The following is a 20,807-nucleotide window of genomic DNA, read 5'->3' as shown; positions in this document are numbered from 1 at the left end:
CCCCATACTATATACCTTTATAAACTCATTCGCAAACTATTCTATCTCCAAATTTGGTACATATTTCACATGACAAAATAATACGATTTGATTATATTACTCCACTTACATTTCCCTTCTTCAACTAACTCTTTAAATCTTAAAGTCATTACATCCCTTCATACATGAAAAAATTCTCCTGTTCATTAATATTATATTTGAATAATTATTCATTTGACCGACCAGCGATGTTACGTTTTCTCGACAAAAAACTCGCTCTAAAAAGAGCGAGTTTTTTCATTATATATTATTGACCTTTGTACATTGCATCTACTTGTTTTTGAAGTTCCTCATTTTCTAAGAACTCATCATAAGTAGCCTCTTTATCGATTACACCGTTTGGTGTTACTTCGATAATGCGGTTTGCAATTGTTTGCACGAACTGATGGTCATGAGATGTGAATAAGATTGTACCTTTGAATGCAATTAAACCGTTGTTTAATGCTGTGATTGACTCAAGGTCTAAGTGGTTCGTTGGATCGTCAAGTGTGATTACGTTCGCACCACTTAACATCATTTTAGATAACATACAACGAACTTTTTCGCCTCCAGATAATACAGAAACGTTCTTCTTAACTTCTTCACCTGAGAATAACATACGGCCTAAGAAACCACGTAAGAAGCTTTCAGACTCATCTTGTGGAGAGAATTGACGTAACCATTCAACTAAGTTGTAATCACTGTTCTCAAAGTACTTAGAGTTATCTCTTGGGAAGTAAGATTGAGAGGTTGTAACACCCCATTTGAATGAACCGCTATCCGGCTCCATTTCACCCATAAGAATTTTAAATAATGTTGTCATCGCAATATCGTTACGGCCGATAAATGCAACTTTATCACCTTTATTTAAAGTGAAGTACACATTATCTAACACTTTTTCACCATCAATTGTTTTAGACAGACCTTCAACAGTTAATAAGTCATTTCCTACTTCACGCTCAGGTGTGAAGCCAACGAATGGGTAACGACGTGATGACGGTCTAATATCATCTAATGTAATTTTGTCTAATAATTTTTTACGAGAAGTTGCTTGTTTCGCTTTAGAAGCGTTTGAACTAAAGCGTGCAATGAAGTTTTGTAACTCTTTTACTTTCTCTTCTTTTTTCTTATTAGCATCTTGTGTTAATTTTAAAGCTAATTGGCTTGACTCATACCAGAAGTCATAGTTACCAACATAAAGTTGAATTTTACCGAAATCAAGGTCAGCCATGTGCGTACATACTTTATTTAAGAAGTGACGGTCATGGGATACTACGATAACTGTGTTTTCAAAGTTCATTAAGAAGTTTTCTAACCATTGAATCGCTTTTAAGTCCAAGTGGTTGGTAGGCTCATCTAATAATAGAATGTCAGGTTGACCGAATAAAGCTTGAGCAAGTAATACTTTTACTTTCTCTGCCCCAGTTAATTCTGACAATTTCTTATCATGAAGGTCTTCACCAATACCTAAACCTTTAAGAAGAATTGCAGCTTCTGACTCAGCTTCCCAACCGTTAAGCTCAGCGAACTCACCTTCAAGTTCAGCAGCGCGCATTCCATCTTCATCACTAAAGTCTTCTTTCATGTAAATAGCATTTTTCTCTTGCATTACTTTGTAAAGTTGCGTGTGACCCATAATTACTGTTTCTAATACTGGGAACTCTTCATATTCGAAGTGGTTCTGTTTTAATACTGCTAGACGCTCACCTGGCGTAATATGTATGTCACCTGTTGATGGTTCAATTTCTCCAGATAAAATCTTTAGGAATGTAGATTTACCAGCACCGTTTGCTCCGATTAAACCGTAGCAGTTACCTGGCGTGAATTTTATGTTAACATCTTCAAATAATTTGCGATCCGCGAAACGCAAACTAACGTTACTTACTGTAATCATTTGTGTCCTCCTACTAATACCGCTTATTTCAGCGTTTTCTCACCGATTGTCTTAAAAAATCGCATATTACGACTCAATTATTGTAGACTATAGCTATTATATAGTAGAAGCTGGATGAATAGCAACGGTTGATTACCTTTCTACAATGAAATCGGATAGTTTTTGTCCATTCCCCTAGCTATTGTATGTATATCATCGACCTCTTTCTCATATAACCTTTCACTGCTCATTCTGTAATATATCGGATTCATTTTCATCTGAAATATTATATACCGAAAAAACTGTAGAGAAATCATTCCCTACAGTCTCTTCTTATTTCGTATTTATTATTTTCTCTTTGTAACTCTTCATTTTACTCGTTAACCCTATTAACGCCGGTAATAATATCGGCATCACAATTAAAGCTAATAGAAGAAGTGCAACGCCAACTACTGATGCAACTTGTATAAGTGTTAATACACCTGATGGAATTAATGCTGCAAATGTCCCGCCTAAAATTAGCGCCGCTGATAATACAACTCCTCCTATATGACGAGATGCAGTTACAATTTTCGTTACCGAATCCCCTTCTATCTCGTTATAGCGCATCATTACGAAAATACTATAATCCACTCCTAAAGCGACAATCATAATGAAGCTAAGGAATGGAACATTCCAGCTTAATGAATCTACATGTAATACATGTGCACTAATTTGTTCGCTTATACCGAGTGATGCGAAGTACGCTAATAGTAATGAGCCAATAATAAATATTGTGTTTAGTAATGAGCGTGTAATTACGATTAATACAATCGCAATTCCAATTAACATAATTGTAGCTGTACGTAAGAAATCTTGCCCTGTTACTTCTTTTAAATCAACGTTTCTAGCTGTTGTTCCGCCAATTGCTGTTTTCGCATCATGTAATTCCGTTCCCTTTACAGTGCCATCGATTGTTTTATTGATTTCTTGAATAATTGGCATCGCTTCTTTTGAATACGGATTTACATCTAAAATGATAGTCATTTTAGCAATTTTTCTATCCTGTGACATGTACGTGTTCAATGCTTTTTGGAAATCCTCTCCCTCTAGCACTTCTTTTGGAATATAAAACTTCTCAGAGCTCTTCGATTCATTGAGCTCCCCTAAATATTTTTGTGCGTCATGCAGGCCATTACTTACTTTTCCAAGCCCTTCTGTACTTTTAGATAAACCGGATTGTAATTGCCCCATCTTTTCTTGCAGGTCTTTAAGGCCCGTTAAAAGTTGTCCTTGCCCATCGTTTATTTTCGTTAATCCAGATTGTAACTCAACTGATTTATTTGCAATTTGTTTTGAACCTGAAGAACCTTCATTTAATCCATTTTTAAGATCGGCTGCTCCCTTTTGTAACTTATTAACTCCATTGCTCATTTCTTTTAAGCCGTTATCCACTTTCAGTAACGATTGATTCGCTTCTTTAAATGAACTCATCGCCGTTTTGTGCTGTGTTGCTAATTGATTTAATTCATTTGAAAGTACGCTTAATTTCTTTTGAGCCTCTTTAGCAATTCCTATCGTTTGTTGTATGTTTGGATCATTCGCTAATTCTGGTTTCGTTTGAACGAAATTGGTCATTAACATTTCAATTTGTTCATATCCCTTTTTCGCACCATCAATCGCTTGAGAAATACTTCCGAAGTATTGATCGTAAGAGTTTAAACCTTTTTCTAACTGTGCATAACCAGCATGCAGCTGCGACGTTGCATTAGATAGAACATTTATATTTTCGTTTACTGAAGCTAAACCACTCTCAATTTGCTGTGCTCCTTGTGCACCGTCGTTTATGCCATTTGATAATTGATGTAAAGCTGTTCCTAATGCTGATACCCCGTTTTTCGCCTCGTTCGTTCCATCAATTAATTTTTGAACATTCGCAAGACTATTTGAATCATTACTTCCCATTTTATTTTTCGCATCTGTTAATCCATCATTAATTTCCTTTATGCCACCATCGGCATCTCCTAATCCTGTATTCAATTCTCCCGCTTGCTTATTTAAATATAATTCTTTTATCTTCTCACCAGTTGGACGTGTTGGTGCATATACTTCTGACACACCTTTAACTTTCGAAATTTTATCAGTTAATTCGTCTACAATTTGTAGAGAAGTTCCTTCATCCAGCTTTTTATCAGATTGAATGACTAATGTACTCGGTGAAGAGAAACCAGGCGGAAAATGATCCTCTATTACGTTAATACCCATTTTCGACTCATATTTATTGTCTACTTCAAATAAATCGTTGTAATTAAGTGTATTAGAATACTTTAATATGAAAGGAATTGATATCACGAATACAATAATTAAAGCTACAAATGGTCTCACTACTGAGTTTTTCGCAAAGAATCCCCATAGACGACTGTCTTCATGACCTTTAAATGTTTTAACGGGATAAAACATCCCTTTTCCTAAAAGCACCATAAAAAACGGATTTAACGTAGTTAATACTAGTAATAAAACTGCGACACCAATTGCTACCGCTGAAGTAGATTGATATAATTTAAAACTTGCCAACGCAAGTGATGCAAAACCAATTAGCACCGCAATTCCGCTATATAATACAGTTTTACCTGCTGATTTAAATGTTTCTTTTGTAGCTAAAAATGCATTTTCTTGTTTACTTAATTCTTCTTTAAACCTCGTATATAATAAAATATTATAATCTGTTCCTACCCCAAACAGGACGACGACTACGAACACTTGTGTAAAGTTTGAAAATGGAAAATTAAATTGATCTACAAGCTGAGCAATAATCCCCATTGAAACTAAATACGATATACCAACTGTAAGAAGAGAAACAATTGGAACAACTGGTGAACGGAATACGAGGATTAATACTACAAGAATGAAAATGATTGAAATAACTTCTGTCTTTTTCACTCCCTCTTGAGAAGATTTAAGAAAATCACCCGCTATTAAGTCACTTCCTGTTAAATACGTTTTTACCTCTTTCGTTTGCACTTTTTCATGAAGATTATTTGAAACCTTTGATATTTCACCGTGTTTTTTATCTATCGATATTTGCGTTAAAATAGTCGTATTATCTTTAGAAACTAATTGTTTCTCCAAGTCTTTATTGTCTAAATGTGAAACAACTTCCTTAATTCCTAATTGCTCTTTTTCATTTTGCAGAGCGTTGATTGTTTTTGTTATTTCCTTCTTTTGTTCATCTGTTAAAGCTGCCTTATTGCCACTATTAAAAACGGCTATAATTTCATACTTTTCAACTCCTTCTTTATCCATCTCTTTCATCATCTTGTCAGCAATACTGCTTTGCTTTGTATTAGGGATTGTAATTTTCCCTTTTTCCTTCACTAATTTATCCATATTAGGCATCGTTACGACCATTGTAATAGTAATAACTATCCATAATAGAAAAGATAAACTTCTCCAACTTTTTAACTTGCTCATTTGAATCATCTCCCGTTTTGAAAGTTTCACGTTAGTAACGGAATGAACGTTCATTCCTATTATTCTATTACGTTATTTTATAAATTCTATTAAACTAGCCTTTCCGGAATGAATGTTCATTCCCTTAGTTACACAAATATCCTTTCCTACTCTCATTTTTTTAAATCTATTTAGGAATGAATATTCATTCCTGTCCTTATAAAGCTATAGAATCAAATGATTCTAATAGCGTTCCAAGAGCTTTCTTCTAATTCTTTTACTAACTCTTTCGAGTATTCTAATTGCCCTGTTGCAATTACTTTCGTTAATTTTTCTAGCGGTTGATATACAATAATAATTAAAGCAACTGGAGGCAATGGACGAAGAAAACCTTTTGCGATTCCATCTTCAATAATATTCATAAAGAAGCCTATAAAATCATCAAATATTTTCTTACTCTGTTCATCAAGAAAATAACTATCACAGTGAGAATTTGTAAATAAAAAAGCATCTACATTGTTTCTCGCAAATTCAAATAAACGGTTGTACGTATGACTAAACTGTTCACGAATATTTGCTTCAACAGGAAAATCCGTTTTTATTATTTCAGAAAGCTCTAACATACTTTTTGAAAATAATGAGTTAACAAGTGCCTCTTTATTTTCAAAATAGCGATAAATAGTACCCGCACCGACTTTTGCCTTTTCAGCGATCATTGGAATTGTCGTACCATCGTAACCACGCTCTGCAAAAAGTTGCATCGCAGCATCAAAAATATCCTCTTGTTTGTTTTTAGCCATTTTTTCCACCTCTATTTTCAGGAATGAAAATTCATTCCGTTTTTAATTATAAATTACAGGGAATAAAAGTCAAGTGCGTGACAACGTATAGTTGCGATTCTATTCTCTTGTATGTGAATAAAATTATATCAGCGATTTTCAGGATATATCAACTTACCGACAAAAATTAATACGATGAGATGGAGCTATCCCAAAATTTTGTTCGAAACAACTCCATCTTATATGCAAATTAAAAGAAATCATAAATAAACGGCTTGCGCACTGGTACTACATTCTCAAATGCCCGTATTTCCTCTTCGCTTCCGCTAATTAATTCTAATTCATTTAGTTCTAATGGGCGTTTGTATCCAAGCAGTATTGTGGATAGTGCATTTATATCTAGCTTGATCCCTTTATCCATTGGTTCTTCTATAATTGCTATTTCATAATTTGCAAGTCTCACCGATACATTATTCCACGGTGCAAATGAATCTGTAATATGTAAAATGACTTCTTGTTGTACATTGTTCCAGTTTAACTCATACTGTTTTAAGAACTGCTCTACATCTACAATTCTTCCCATAAAATATGGTTTTATTTCTGTTTTCACACGTGGTTCTTGCAATGTATATAACAACTGTTCGTTTTCACTTACTTTCATTTCAAGCTCTTTAATCATAGAATCATGCTGGCAAATAAAATTCCATAGACCATTTCGTGCTTCATTATGCAGTGTTACAAATTCTTCTACTGTCATTTTATAGTTTTCTATTTTGTATAACATGTAACCTGCTGCCTTTTTATTTTCATCATAGTAAATCGCTAATGTTAAATCATCATAAACCGCTTGTAACCACCAGTTCTTCTCTCGAACTAACATACATGAAAAACGTTCTGCAAATGCTTCATAGAGCTTCTCGACTTCTTTTGGATGATTTTCTTTATTAAAACATTTCACAGTACCATTTACTTGTTTTTTCATCACTAAATCGCTCTTACTTATATGACATTTGAGTAGATTCGCACAAAGTTCCCAGCCGTATTTACGGTAAAATGAAACAGCAAATGGGTGTAACATAGAGACTGTATAGCCATCTTTTTTCATTCTTTGAAGTGAATGTTGAAGTAGCTCTTTTACATACCCACTTCTTCTGTACTCTGGATACGTCGCTACTCCTGCAACGCCACCCATTTTAAATTTTTCTTTACCTATGTAAATATGAAACGGGATGAGGTGTAGTTTTGCAGCTAAGTCTTTCCCTTCCATAATGCCGTATATTTCATGACTTTCCTTCATTTTTGTAAGTTGCTGCTGTAATCGTTCCTCATCTACTTTATATTGAAAAGCGTATTCTGATAAACGTAATGCTTCTCTGAATTTATCTTCTTTTAATTGTATGACATTCATATAATTCTCCTCCATTCCCTTTTTGAATTGTATCATAATTCTCACTATTATAGTTCGGTAAGTGAAATTACAAGGACGTTTTAACAAAAAAGCAGATACATCACGTATCTGCTTTCCACCCTTTTTATTTAGCTAACTTTTGAAGTTCGTCAAAGAATGTAGGATATGATACACCTACTGCTTCTGCATCTTCAATAATTGTTTTTCCTTCTGCTAGGCAGCCAGCAATTGCAAGCATCATTCCGATACGGTGATCACCATAACTATTTACTGTATTGCCTTTTAGAGCTGATTTTCCGGAAATGATCATACCGTCATCAGTTGCTTCTATTCGAGCTCCTAGTTTCGTTAACTCAGCAACTACTGTATCAATACGGTTTGTTTCTTTTACTTTTAATTCGTGTGCATCTTTAATTACTGTAATTCCTTCTGCTTGCGTTGCCGCTAATGCGATTACAGGAATCTCATCGATTAATCTAGGGATAATATCTCCGCCAATTTCAATTCCTTTTAATGAAGATGTTTCGATTGTAATATTTGCAGCTGGTTCTGATGCCCCTTCGTTAATTAGGTCTACAGTGAACGTAGCACCCATTTTTTCTAAAACATCAATAATACCTGTACGGGTTGGATTCATTCCTACATTTTGTAATACTAGTTTACTATTTGGGATGATTGCACCTGCTACTAAGAAAAATGCTGCTGATGATACGTCACCGGGCACTTGAATGTCTGTTGCTGTTAATTTTTGTCCACCTGACAGCTTCACTGTTTTCCCTTCGCGAGTTACTTTAACACCAAATGCTTCGAGCATTCTTTCCGTATGGTCGCGTGAAATATGTGGTTCTGTAACAGCTGTTACACCTTCTGCACGAAGACCTGCAAGTAAAATAGCTGACTTTACTTGTGCACTTGCAACAGGAGAAATATATTCAATTGCTTTTAAATCTCCGCCACGTATTGTTAACGGTGTAAATGTTCCTTCTTCTCGGCCGTCTATGTTTGCGCCCATTTGTTTTAATGGGTTTGTTACACGCTTCATCGGTCTTTTTGCGATAGATTCATCACCTTGTACGCAAGAGAAAAATGGTGTGTTAGCTAATATACCTGACATTAATCGGATTGTTGTACCAGAATTACCAACATCTAATACAGCTTTTGGTTCTTGTAAACCTTCTAATCCTTTACCAACTACAGTAACCTCATCACCGTTTTGCGTAATTTCTACTCCCATTTCTTTAAAACATGAAATCGTACTTAAACAGTCTGCACCGGGCAAGAAACCTTTAATTGTTGTTTTCCCTTCTGCAATAGAACCGAACATAACAGCACGGTGTGAAATGGATTTATCACCTGGGATTGTAATATTGCCATTCAATCCGTTATTAACAGGTTGTATTGTTCTTTCTTTCACGTTTTTCACCTTCTCATTTAAATTGTTTCATAAGTTTGGTATTCTTCTTCTCCAAGCGCTAGTTTTGCTTTCATACGATCTTCTTCCCTTTGGAAGCTAATACGTAATACCCCAAGCAGTCCTTCACGCGCTTCTAATATTTGCAAGTTCGTAATACTAATTTCCTCGCGCGCCAAAATACTCGTAATATGAGCCAATGCCCCCACCTTATCTAATACATCGACGTATAAGTCGTGATAGGCAGGAATTGCCCCTCTCTTTCTTACTGGTAAAGAATCACGGTATTCTTTCGCATCTGCAAAATAGTTTTGAATCTCGCATGCATCTCCGGTAGAAACTGTTTTATATAAATCTTCCATTTCAGAGATCCACTCTTTTAATAATACCATTAAATGCTCACGATTTTGCTTTACAATATCACTCCACATTTTCGGACTACTAGATGCGATACGTGTAATGTCTTTAAACCCTCCAGCAGCTAGCTGATGAATGAGCGGATTATCTCCTGCATGTTTCTCTACTTGCTTCACTAAACCTGCTGCGATAAGGTGCGGGAAATGACTAACGATTCCTGTTACATAATCATGTTCTTCTGTATTTAAAACAAGGAAATGTGATCCCGTTCCTTTTAACCAATCTTTTAACTCTTCCACATGTTCATTTGGCACATGATGCATCGGTGTTAAAATGTAAAATGCATTTTCAAATAAATGCGCTTTTGCACTTTCAACTCCCGTTTTATGAGAACCTGCCATTGGATGTCCACCAATGAAAGATACTTCCTTTGAAAATAAAGTTTCTGCTTCATTCATAATCGTGCCTTTTGTACTACCAACATCAGTCACTATAACATCTTCTCGTAAACGGAATGACGCAAGTTTGTGTAATAGCTTCTTTGTTTCTTCAACTGGAGAAGCAAAAACAATTAAATGTGCCTCTTCACATGCATGCTGTAAATCAACTGCTATTTCATCTACTACGTGTAATTCTTTTGCACGCTCTACTTGTTCTTGAAATATATCATAACCTGTTATCGTTATATCGTGCTCTTTCTTAATTGCTAATGCGAGAGAGCCTCCGATTAAACCAGTTCCAATTAATACTACCTTTTTACGCATTTTCCTCATCTCGAGACTTTCTTTTTTTATTTTCAAAGTGTTGTTGTAACACTGAAATCACCCCTTCATTTTGCTCCCTTGTTCCGACTGTAATACGGATACCATTCGGGAACGGACGAATAATAAATCCTGCATGTGCACAAGCTTCATAAATCTCTCCAGCATTCTCAACTGGCAAGAAGATGAAATTTGTTTGCGATGGATAAAATGGAATATCATTTTCCCTACAAAAGCTCTCGTATTGTTGTAATCCTTCTGTATTCACGCGAACTATTTCTTCAATAAACTCGTCATCACCAAAAGCAATCGTCGCTGCTTTTTGCGCTAATGAAGATACGTTAAATGGCAAACGAACGACATTTAATTTTTCGATTAACTCTTCCTGTCCAACCGCATATCCAACGCGGAAAGAAGCTAATCCGTACGCTTTAGAAAATGTTCTAAGTACAAGAATATTTTTATGTTTTTCTAAAAGCGGTAATGTCTCTGGGAAATCTTTTGCTGTTACGTATTCATAGTACGCTTCATCAATGACAATTAACGTATTTTCACTAATACCTTCAATGAATTGAGTCAATTTTCGGTCATTCACATATGTGCCTGTTGGATTGTTCGGGTTACAAATCCATACAATTTTTGTATCGTTATCTACTACTGAAGAAATTTCTTCTAAGTCGTATACACCGTTATTTAACGCAACTTCCTTCACTTCGCAACCTTCTATAATGGCATGATGACGATACTGTGGGAATGTTGCACCTGCTGTTACAATGTTATCTCCCGCTCGTAATACGGCGCGGCTTATTATTTGAATGATTTCATCTAAACCACTACCACAAAGTACTTGTTCCATTTTCACATGTAACTTATCTGCGATTGTTTGACGGAGCGTTGTAGCACCTCCGTCAGGATATAAAGCATGTTCCAACCACGATTTTTGCAACTCATCTAAAACACGTGGCGAACAGCCGAATGGATTTTCATTCGATGCTAATTTCACAAACGAATGATCTCCGTACACTTCTTTCATTTGTTCTGGTGATTTACCTGGTTTATATGGTTGTAATGATGATAGTTGATCTTTTACTTGCACGTTAAACCCACCTTTTTATTAAAATTCTTTTGCGTAGTTATTGTGTTGCATAATGTTTTGTTTTAATAATTCCATACGATCTTTTCCGAATTGTTCGACTAGTGCATCTGCAAGTTCCCATGCCACAACAGATTCAGCTACTACACCCGCCGCTGGTACTGCGCAACTATCAGATCTTTCAATACTCGCTTGGAATGCTTCTTTCGTATCAATATCAACGCTTGCTAACGGTTTGTATAAAGTAGGAATTGGCTTCATCACGCCTCTTACGATAATTGGCATACCTGTTGTCATACCGCCTTCTAAACCGCCGGCATTATTCGTTCTTCTCGTGTATCCTTTTTCTTCATCCCACAGAATTTCATCATGCACTTTGCTTCCTGGTTGTCGTGCCGCTTCAAAACCTACGCCGATTTCAGCACCTTTAAATGCATTTATACTCATAATTGCACCAGCAAGTTTTGCATCTAATTTACGATCGTAATGGACGTAACTACCGACGCCAATCGGCATACCTTCTGCAATGACTTCCACAATACCACCGATTGAATCTCCACTACTTTTTGCGTTGTCAATCGCATTCATCATTTCTTGCTCTACTTCTTTATCTAAACATCGAACTGGTGAGTTTTCAGTAATTGTTTGAATTTCTTCAATTGATAAGTTTGAAATATGTTTTGCTTTTACTCCACCAATTTCAAGAACATGTCCTGCAATTTCCACGCCTAATTCGCTTAAAATTTGTTTTGCAACTGCACCAGCAGCTACACGAACTGTCGTTTCTCTTGCAGATGACCGCTCTAATACGTTTCTTATATCACGATGACCATATTTAATTGCTCCATTTAAATCTGCATGTCCGGGACGTGGTTTTGTAATTGTACGTTTCATGTCTTTACTTTCTTTTTCCGAAATTGGCTCTGCACCCATTACTTTCGTCCAATGTTTGAAATCATCATTTTTTACAATTAACGTAATCGGTGATCCAAGTGTCATCCCGTGACGAACACCACTTACAATTTCAACTGTATCTGTTTCAATTTGCATACGTCTTCCGCGTCCATGACCTTTTTGTCTTCTTAATAATTCTTTATTAATATGTTCCGCCGTAAGTGTCAAACCTGCTGGTACACCTTCTAAAATAACTGTTAACTGCGGTCCATGTGATTCTCCAGCTGTAATGTATCTCATTTCTCTTGCCCCTTTACTATTTTTTTGTACAAAAAAGTCCCTACTGAGCGCTCAGTAGGGACGATGTTTATCGCGGTACCACCCTAGTTGTAGACTTCTTTCGTCTACCTCTCTTCTTCTTTAACGATCGTTTGACCGTCTTACCCTCCAAAAGTTGTCGGGAAAGATGCTCCAAGGCTGTAATTCATGCTTACCTTTGTACTGATTCACACCGACCATCAGCTCTCTTTAACAGTGAGATAAGCACTACTGTTTCCTCTTCAACGCATATATGATATGGAATTAAGATAATTTATTTTTGAAACCTTTTAACTCATCCATGAATCTATGGAATTCTGGAATGTCCATTTGTTGTGCAGAATCTGATAATGCAACTGCTGGATCTGGATGAACTTCAGCCATTACTGCATCTGCGCCAATTGCAAGTGCCGCTTTCGCTGTTGGTAATAATAAATCTCTGCGTCCAGTTGAATGTGTTACATCAACGATAACTGGTAAATGTGTTTCTTTCTTTAAAATTGGTACTGCAGAAATGTCTAATGTGTTACGTGTTGCTCTTTCGTATGTGCGGATACCGCGCTCACAAAGAATAATTTGATCGTTACCTTGCGCAATGATGTATTCCGCTGCGTTAATGAACTCATCAATTGTTGCTGCTAATCCACGTTTTAATAATACTGGTTTGTTAACTTTACCTACAGCTCGTAATAAATCGAAGTTTTGCATGTTACGTGCACCAACTTGAATTACATCAACGTAGTCTAATGCCATTTCAACATCGTTCGGATTTAAAATTTCACTAATAATTGCTAAGTCAAACTCGTCTGCTACTTGACGTAAAATTTGAAGTCCTTCTACTCCCAAACCTTGGAAATCATATGGAGAAGTTCTCGGTTTGAATGCACCACCGCGCATTAATTTTAAGCCTTGGTCTTTCATCGCTTGCCCTACTTGACGAACTTGTTCTAAACTTTCTACTGCACAAGGTCCCATGATGAACGTTTGTGTTCCGTTTCCAATCAATTCACCTTTTACATCAACGATTGTATTTTCTTGTTTCTTTTTACGTGATACTAGTAACGCTTTACGGTTATCATCTTCTTGTAACTCTAAGCTTGCTTTGAAAATCGTTTTGAAAATATGTTGAACTGTTGATGTTTCGAATGGTCCTTCGTTATGCTCTGCAATCATATCAAGTACTTCACGCTCACGTACTGGATCAAAGCGTTTCGTACCTTGTACTTGCTTTTGCTCTCCAATTTTTTGAACAATTTCACCACGTTTGTTTAAAAGGTGTAATAGTTGTAAGTTAATTTCATCTACCTGTTTACGTAATTGATCTAATTCATGATTTGCCATTTGGAAATCCTCCTCTAATGTTTTAAAAGTATAGTAAGAGAATAAAAAATTCTCTATTTTCTGAACTGACTAATTATACAAATTCATAGTGGAATCGATACCTCTTCTTATTTTAAACTGATAATTCTTACAAAGACATGAACTACTAGTTAAAAACCCACTTTTTTGTACAAAAAAGCCCTACTGATCCAATCAGTAGGGACGATATTTATCGCGGTACCACCCTAGTTGTAGACTTCTTTCGTCTACCTCTCTTCATTGTTAACGATCATCTGACCGTCTTTCCCTTCATAAAGACAATACTATCTTTACTACGAAAAAGATGCTCCAGGACTGTAATTCGCTCTTGTTTATGTACTGGTTTGCACCAACCACCAGCTCTCTGTTACAGGGAAACAACAACTACTGCTTTTCCTTTCAATGCATGACTATTTAATTTTCAAGTTGAACCACTAAAATACAAAAAGTCCCTACTGAATAAATCAGTAGGGACGATATTTATCGCGGTACCACCCTAGTTGTAGACTAACTTTCCGTCTACCTCTCTTCACTGTTAACGATCAATTGACCGCTTTTTCCTCATAAAGACAAACTATCTTTATTACGAAAAAGATGCTCCAAGACTGTAATTCATGATTATCCCTGTACTGGTTCACACCAACCACCAGCTCTCTGTTACAGTAAGACTAACCACTACTGTGATCTCTTCATTGCACTTTGTTTATTCAAATGTTTTTGAAATTGAATAAGTATGATTCGTATTATAGAACGCTTTTCAAAACACTGTCAACAACTTTTTATATATTTTTTTAAATTCCACTTTCGTCCTATAATTCTTTTTGTAAATCACCCATTACAATTCCTATGCGAATTATTTCATTTTCTAGTAAATGTAAAACATATTCCTCTACTTCATACTGAACTAATAATTCTTTTATTTTTATGATTTCTTTTTCAAATAAAACGGCTTCGTGACATGTTTGTAGTAAAATAAAAAACACATTTGCAAATATTTCTTTATGCGCTTTCATACTTTCTTTTTTATGAAGCATTTCAATCAATAACGGCTTCATTTCCTCACCTGCACATTTACCATGTACACTTGAAAATGCACGAGACATAATACATAATCCTTTTTCTAATATTTCATCCATGTATAAAATAATACGTAAAAGCATTACATATTCTCTTGCAGTTATCTCACCCATTTTTGGTCGTTCTCGCAAAAATACACTGAGCCAAGCTGTCCAAAATTTTTGTTGTTCTTTTACACTTAATGTTTTGACGTAATAGCATAAAAACTGCATAAACTTAATTTTATTTTCTTCATTTTCTAGTATGAGTAACGGGTATAACCAATCTGTTTTTTGCTCCCAATATAGTACACATTTAATAAATACAAAGCTAAGCCATTTCAAGAAAGCTTCTCTCGTATGCGGATGTAATACTTCCAAATGTTCTATCGCATACTTAATAAATCGCTTCATTTCTGTAAATAAAGGTAGATTTATTTGCGTGTAACATAAGCCGGCCCATGCATATTCCGTAATCTCATTTTGTTTTTTTAAATCTAAATATGGTAACAAATATTTTCGGCACCATTGTTTTTCAATATGATATAGGAATGTAATATCTGCTATTAAACGAGCAAACATAAAGTTTGTTCGTTCCGAATTAACTCTTACTTGTTCTTCAAATAAAAATAAATATTCATATACATTACGATCGTATAAATGATCATATGATAACAACTTTAATAATACAGCCGTCATTTTTCCAACTGGATGCTGAATTGATTCATTATAAAAATCTTGTTTCCCAAGCTTAAAGTCTGTATCACTCTTCATAACTTGAGGAAACACTGAAAAAGCAAATCGTTTTACAACACGTATACTATTCTCTTCTAACTCTTCTAGTCGATTACTAATTTCATATAGAAAACTACTAATTAACCAATGAAAAGCAGTATTTCTAACAAATTTCTGCAATAGCGGAATAATTTTTTGGATTTGCTCATTCGTCAATCCTCGATTATTTCGCCATTCTCTAATACAAACAAACCATACTTCATTACTTATTTCTTGCACTCCTACTAATTGGTATGCAAATGAAATACTCCACTCTGTGTTTAATTTACATGCTTTTGATAACATCTCTAAAAAATGGCGTTGTTCAAAAACACCATCTTGCGAAAATTGCTGAACTTGCTTCATAATTTCAACATCTTTCAGCTGCAATAATCCGTCAGCAGTTACATTACAAGTAATGCTTTCTGCTGTATCCTCTTTCTTTTGTACACTGTATCGTTCAGAATGAAAATGAGGATGCTTTTGCTTCATTAACTCATACCCATTTGCCGTAGATGGGCTATTCGAATCACACTTGAATAATAAGTCTAATACGAGACATGCATCAAATACCCTCTCTTCTGTAAGATGCTTTATTACAGTTCGAGTGACTTCTTCTTTTGTTTTTTCTAAACAATGTGCATAATGCCTTTTTAAAAGTTGAAAAACTTCGTGTTTATAAGTGAAATCTAAAAGAAGTCCTTCATGTAACAACCATTTCATTTTGTCATCTACACGAACAAAAATATTTTTATTCATCGCATCAATTGCAATTCGCTTTTGAAGTACACTATTTGCTTCTATCATTTCTGTAATATAATAATCCGCTTTTTTCTCATTGTTTTCGCATAAATAAGTTAGACACTCTTTTACAATTCGTATTAAAAATGCAAGGTCATTTTGATGAAACTCTTTCTCTATATTTTCCTTATTTCTTTTTTTCAGTGCCGTTTGTCTTAACGACAACATTCTCAATTTTTCTAATCCAATCATCATAATTGGAACAGCATAATAAGCGATATATGGCCTCATCTTTTCGTTCCAAATTTGCTCCACATGAGAAAATGTAGATACTGGTAAGCGACTCGATTCCTCGAGTTCTATTGATTCTTGCGTATCATTTCCCCATTTTCTTACACGTTTCAACTTCAGTTTTCCGTCTAAAATAAAAGTTAGTAACAATAAGGCAATTTCTTTATGCTCAGGAAAAGAACATTTTTGCAGTAACTTAGAAATCTTTTCTATAGAGCTACTATCTTTTTCAGCTGTTTCTAATAAAAGGAGTGTCCACCTTGCAAACAACAACGGGTCCATCTTACTCTTCGTTTCGTTTAAGTAGTTACAAATTGTTTTCCATAATAACGGTGATATTTTAGAATAGTTTTTATAAATTAATTGAAATAATTCTTTCTGATGACTAAAAAGAAATTGTTCCACTAACCATTCTGCAAGTAATTCATCTACTTCATTATAGTTTGGCGTAAGCATAAACAAATTTTGTAATTTACCTTCTGCTTCTAACCATTCGACCCATTCATAATCATGAGCAAATTCCACAAAGTAACGTACTGTTTCAATTTTTTTAATCGATTGCTTTATGTATGATAATTGTTCCTGTTCTACTGACGGGGGAACCGTTACAATATCCCGAATACGCATTCTTTTCGTAATATAATTATCACCCATTAATTCAGCCCAGCGTTTTACCGCTTTTACAAGGGATTGATGATTATTCACCTTATTCGGATACACAATTGGTCTTATCCCTAAATGTTCCCAGTGGTATGTATTTTCTCCTTGTGCGACAAAAGCAAATCGTCTTGTACTTGGTGGTAAACCAGTTGCTAAATATTTCATTACTGGGTCATTATGACTATATCCAACGAATAAAACGGTGTAATTTGAGAATAGATCAACTAAAAACCTTCTCGCCCACCCTTCCGTTAAGTAAGCCCTTCCAAAATCACCATCTGTTAAAATTAAAGCCTCTTTCTCCTGTTCTACATTACCATGTATGTAAGCAAGACCTTTAAAAGCTCTCCCAGTCGGTAAAGCTGGAGCGTAATAAACATTGATATCTCTATTTATTTCTTTAATTGCAGTTGTAAAATGTTGATCAAAATTTGTTGTTACAATGCGGATATCTGTATCTAAAGGAAATAACCTTGGAATTGCATAATGCAATGGATTCGGTTTTGATTTCTCTATATGAACGAGATCTCTTGCGACTTGATGTACATCTTTTGTTTTCGCAATTTTGCCAAGATAATAATCATGTGGCTCTGTTATTTCACGTTTTTCGACATATAACGTTTTTGCAATTTCATCAACTAAATCATCAAAATTCGGTAAGTTTGATTTCCCTTTCATAGAAACTCCCGCTCCAACAAATAACACTAACTTTCCTTGCTCAAGGTGATCAATTAACTCATCTGGAATTTCTACTTCTGAAGTAATCCACATCTTGGATTCCCCCTTACCTAAAAATGTCATACACTCTCATTTTACTATAACATTTTTTCATTGTTTTTATAATATTTAGACTAAATTCCGAACATGAAAAAGTTTTATGTAAATAAATCCGTTACAATGTATGAACTCCAGAATTTATTGAAAAACTATGTATAAATCGGAGGTGTAAATTTTGAATGATTTCACAGTAGTGCTTATCAAGTTTATATCGTGCATTATCGCATTTAGCATTGGGCTTGCTTTATTTTTCCCTGCAACGTTTGTTCAAATTATTTCATTCAGTCTCTTTGTTACAATCGTATCCTACATGTTCGTTGATAAAATTATTTTAAATCGAATTGGCAATACTGGTGCCATTATGTCGGATTTCTTATTAACATATTTAAGCGTATGGATTTTCGGTAATATTTTATTAGACAACTATATGCAAATTGCATGGGGCAGTATCCTTTCTGCCATCGTCTTCACTTTATCTGAAGTAATCGTTCATCGCTTCTCTAACTCTCATACAAGGCACAACAATGATAACATTCGTATTAATCGCCGCTTTGCATATGGTACAGAGTTTGCTGAAGAACAAAATATATTGGATAAAGATAAGAAAAAGTAACGTTTTAATGCAGGAGCGCCCTTTTTAATTATGTGGTGCTCCTTTTTTGTATTTTTTCATTATGGTACGTGAAATTATATAAGTGATTATTTCAAAATACCGAATTACTAACAATATTTGACGCTATTTTTTCTAATAAAAAACTGCCTCTTATTTAGAGGCAGCCACTTTTAAGTCTTTTACTGCAACAACATCCGCAAACGCTCCCAATACTGCGTTATGATGTTTCACAATATCTTCAGCACGTAACACTTCTGTATTAAATGTACTATGCGCATCACTCACTAACGTTACTTTATACCCTTCACTACATGCTCTGCGCGTTGTCGTATCTACACAATACTCTGTTTGCATTCCCGAAAGAATAACGTGTTCAATTCCTTTCTCTTGTAACACTTCGCTTAAGTTTGTATTATGGAATGAATCTGGAGTCGTCTTTTCAACTATATTATCTCCTTCTTGCGGAGCGATGGCCGCATGGATTCGCCATCCATCCGTACCTTTTTCTAACGGATGGTCTTTAGGACCGTTATGTTGGATATAAATAACTGGAATATCATTTGAACGACATTCCCTAATAAGCTCTTGCAATGTTTGTAAAAACTTTCCCCCATTATGTACTGGCATTCCAGCTGTATACATACCCGCTTGCACATCAATTACGATTAATGCTTTTTTCATTTCACACATCCCCCTTTATTTGTATAAGCCATTATTATTGTTTATATTCCATCATCCAACAATCTTCTAATTTCCCCTCATGCAACTCATGTTCCTTTAAAATCTTTACTTTTTTAAATCCACTTTTTTCATAACACTTTATTGCTCGTTCATTATTTACTTTCGGATCCATTGCAATTGCTTCTGCTCCCATTTCACCCATAATATATGTAATTGCTGCCTGAACGAGTTTTGTTCCAATTCCCTTTCCCCAATAGGCTGGTTCACCGATAAATTGGTCCATACCCCATACATTTTGTGATTCTTTATAGCCATATAACGCTTTCCACTCTGAATCCACTGGGTACATTTGTATGTAACCAATCGGAATGGTATCAAATTCTATTAAACATCTTTTTTCATTACTGTTTGGACTATGTATAAAATGATCAAGCACCTTTTCTACAGATTGCGGATTATCTCGTCCTTCGTAATACCGCAGGACTGCTGGGTCCGTTAACCATTTAGAAATGATAGATGCATCATCTTCCATTACGTATCTAATCAATAAACCTTCTTTTTGAAAAAGCATATTATACCTCTATTATTTCTTTATATTTTTTCTTGCTGTTACATCTTTCATTGCACCTACTAATGCATATGGTAGTAATGTAATCGCAAAAAATGCTGTAAATACGTTAAGTTGCGGGATTGTATAGAGTGTGAACCATTCAGTGAAAAATTGAGAATTTAATATTCTATTAAAAAACTCTCCGCCTGGCCTAAAGTTTGGCGCCCACGCAGTGATTTCACACAAAATAAACAGTAACTGAACAATAAAAAATGCCCCTAGATAACGAAACCAAGTCCGTTTCCATATAGGTTGTGCATTTTTTAATATATCTCCCATCTTACCCCCTCCTTAAATATCCATCATATTAATTATACACTTTCCTCACTTTATTTGTTAAAATTTTCTATATAATTAATACTGTTGGGGGGAAATACATTATGTCTAATCCTATACTTACATCCACTTTAATCATTCTTAGAGGAAACTCCTCAAGCGGTAAAACAACGATTGCAAAACAACTACAAGAACATTTCGGACAAGGAACACTTTTAGTATCACAGGATGTTGTACGTAGAGATATGCTTAGAGTACACGACACAATGGGTAATTTATCACATGATTTACTATTTGAAATTACGAAGTACGGAAAAGGAAAATGTGAATTTGTTATTTTAGAAGGTATATTGAACAGTCATAGGTATGGTGAGATGTTAAAAGAATTAATTCGTTATTTTGATGAAAATGCATTTGCATATTACTTTGATTTATCATTAGAGGAAACTATTAGACGACATAACACAAGAGACAAACGACATGAATTTGGTGAGGATTCCCTACAAAAATGGTATAATCCGCACGATACTATTAAGGTTGCCACAGAAACTATTTTTACAGATAACTTTACGCAAAAAGATATATTTGATGCAATTCTTAATGATGTTGCGATCGAAAAACAAGCCTAA

15 protein-coding genes and 3 other annotated features are annotated in these 20,807 nt (G+C 35.0%); of the genes, 2 read left to right on the top strand and 13 right to left on the bottom strand.

All coding sequences use genetic code 11. The features are described 5' to 3' along the window. Positions 1-286: 286 nt before the first annotated feature. The 10 genes from HMAS_RS09730 to HMAS_RS09685 form a co-directional block, all read right to left on the bottom strand. On the bottom strand, positions 287-1,912 hold the full coding sequence (locus HMAS_RS09730) for an ABC-F family ATP-binding cassette domain-containing protein (RefSeq protein WP_000633864.1): 1,626 nt from the start codon (positions 1,910-1,912) through the stop codon (positions 287-289). A 312-nt stretch (positions 1,913-2,224) separates the two neighbouring features. Continuing rightward, positions 2,225-5,341 (bottom strand): MMPL family transporter, encoded by a 3,117-nt coding sequence (locus HMAS_RS09725; protein WP_116344773.1) that lies wholly within the window; start codon positions 5,339-5,341, stop codon positions 2,225-2,227. Positions 5,342-5,553: 212 nt separating this feature from the next. Further along, positions 5,554-6,120 (bottom strand): TetR/AcrR family transcriptional regulator, encoded by a 567-nt coding sequence (locus HMAS_RS09720; protein WP_001107299.1) that lies wholly within the window; start codon positions 6,118-6,120, stop codon positions 5,554-5,556. Positions 6,121-6,349: 229 nt separating this feature from the next. Beyond that, the gene (locus tag HMAS_RS09715) at positions 6,350-7,507 is read right to left on the bottom strand and encodes a GNAT family N-acetyltransferase (RefSeq protein ID WP_116344772.1); all 1,158 of its coding nucleotides are present in this window, start codon (positions 7,505-7,507) and stop codon (positions 6,350-6,352) included. A gap of 124 nt (positions 7,508-7,631) precedes the next feature. Next, positions 7,632-8,921, bottom strand: coding sequence for a 3-phosphoshikimate 1-carboxyvinyltransferase (gene aroA / locus HMAS_RS09710; RefSeq protein WP_000664629.1), 1,290 nt, complete (start codon positions 8,919-8,921; stop codon positions 7,632-7,634). A 17-nt stretch (positions 8,922-8,938) separates the two neighbouring features. Continuing rightward, positions 8,939-10,039: a prephenate dehydrogenase gene (gene tyrA, locus HMAS_RS09705; RefSeq protein WP_001228124.1), complete on the bottom strand. Its 1,101-nt coding sequence runs from the start codon at positions 10,037-10,039 to the stop codon at positions 8,939-8,941. Next, a complete protein-coding gene (gene hisC, locus HMAS_RS09700; RefSeq protein WP_016122708.1) occupies positions 10,032-11,132 on the bottom strand; it encodes a histidinol-phosphate transaminase in 1,101 nt (366 codons plus the stop codon). Before hisC ends, tyrA begins: the two co-directional genes overlap by 8 nt. A gap of 18 nt (positions 11,133-11,150) precedes the next feature. After that, the gene (gene aroC, locus HMAS_RS09695) at positions 11,151-12,323 is read right to left on the bottom strand and encodes a chorismate synthase (RefSeq protein WP_001269425.1); all 1,173 of its coding nucleotides are present in this window, start codon (positions 12,321-12,323) and stop codon (positions 11,151-11,153) included. Positions 12,324-12,376: 53 nt separating this feature from the next. Further along, positions 12,377-12,596: a binding site (T-box leader), on the bottom strand. Between the two features lie 9 nt (positions 12,597-12,605). Next, entirely contained in the window at positions 12,606-13,682 is a 1,077-nt protein-coding gene (locus HMAS_RS09690; protein ID WP_001273575.1) for a bifunctional 3-deoxy-7-phosphoheptulonate synthase/chorismate mutase, read from the bottom strand. A 194-nt stretch (positions 13,683-13,876) separates the two neighbouring features. Further along, positions 13,877-14,112, bottom strand: a binding site (T-box leader). A 54-nt stretch (positions 14,113-14,166) separates the two neighbouring features. Beyond that, positions 14,167-14,402, bottom strand: a binding site (T-box leader). A 107-nt stretch (positions 14,403-14,509) separates the two neighbouring features. Beyond that, positions 14,510-17,992, bottom strand: coding sequence for a DUF4020 domain-containing protein (locus HMAS_RS09685; RefSeq protein ID WP_063264130.1), 3,483 nt, complete (start codon positions 17,990-17,992; stop codon positions 14,510-14,512). A 181-nt stretch (positions 17,993-18,173) separates the two neighbouring features. Here HMAS_RS09685 and HMAS_RS09680 point away from each other — a divergent pair, with 181 nt between their 5' ends. Then, positions 18,174-18,611, top strand: coding sequence for a YndM family protein (locus tag HMAS_RS09680; protein WP_000997702.1), 438 nt, complete (start codon positions 18,174-18,176; stop codon positions 18,609-18,611). Between the two features lie 150 nt (positions 18,612-18,761). On the opposite strand, the gene HMAS_RS09670 is transcribed toward HMAS_RS09680, so the two are convergent. The 3 genes from HMAS_RS09670 to HMAS_RS09660 are packed head-to-tail and all read right to left on the bottom strand — an operon-like array spanning position 18,762 to position 20,181. Then, a complete protein-coding gene (locus HMAS_RS09670) occupies positions 18,762-19,292 on the bottom strand; it encodes a cysteine hydrolase family protein (RefSeq protein WP_000709539.1) in 531 nt (176 codons plus the stop codon). Positions 19,293-19,326: 34 nt separating this feature from the next. Next, on the bottom strand, positions 19,327-19,863 hold the full coding sequence (locus tag HMAS_RS09665; RefSeq protein ID WP_000898772.1) for a GNAT family N-acetyltransferase: 537 nt from the start codon (positions 19,861-19,863) through the stop codon (positions 19,327-19,329). Positions 19,864-19,875: 12 nt separating this feature from the next. Next, on the bottom strand, positions 19,876-20,181 hold the full coding sequence (locus HMAS_RS09660; protein ID WP_000502340.1) for a YfzA family protein: 306 nt from the start codon (positions 20,179-20,181) through the stop codon (positions 19,876-19,878). A 101-nt stretch (positions 20,182-20,282) separates the two neighbouring features. Between HMAS_RS09660 and HMAS_RS09655 the strand changes: the two genes are divergently transcribed. Beyond that, positions 20,283-20,807 carry a kinase gene (locus HMAS_RS09655; protein ID WP_000070150.1) on the top strand — a complete coding sequence of 175 codons (525 nt, stop codon included), beginning with the start codon at positions 20,283-20,285 and terminating at the stop codon, positions 20,805-20,807.

This window comes from Bacillus sp. HMA207, from assembly GCF_003402455.1.
Classification (GTDB): domain Bacteria; phylum Bacillota; class Bacilli; order Bacillales; family Bacillaceae_G; genus Bacillus_A; species Bacillus_A cereus.
This window is presented reverse-complemented; position numbering and strand designations above follow the sequence as displayed.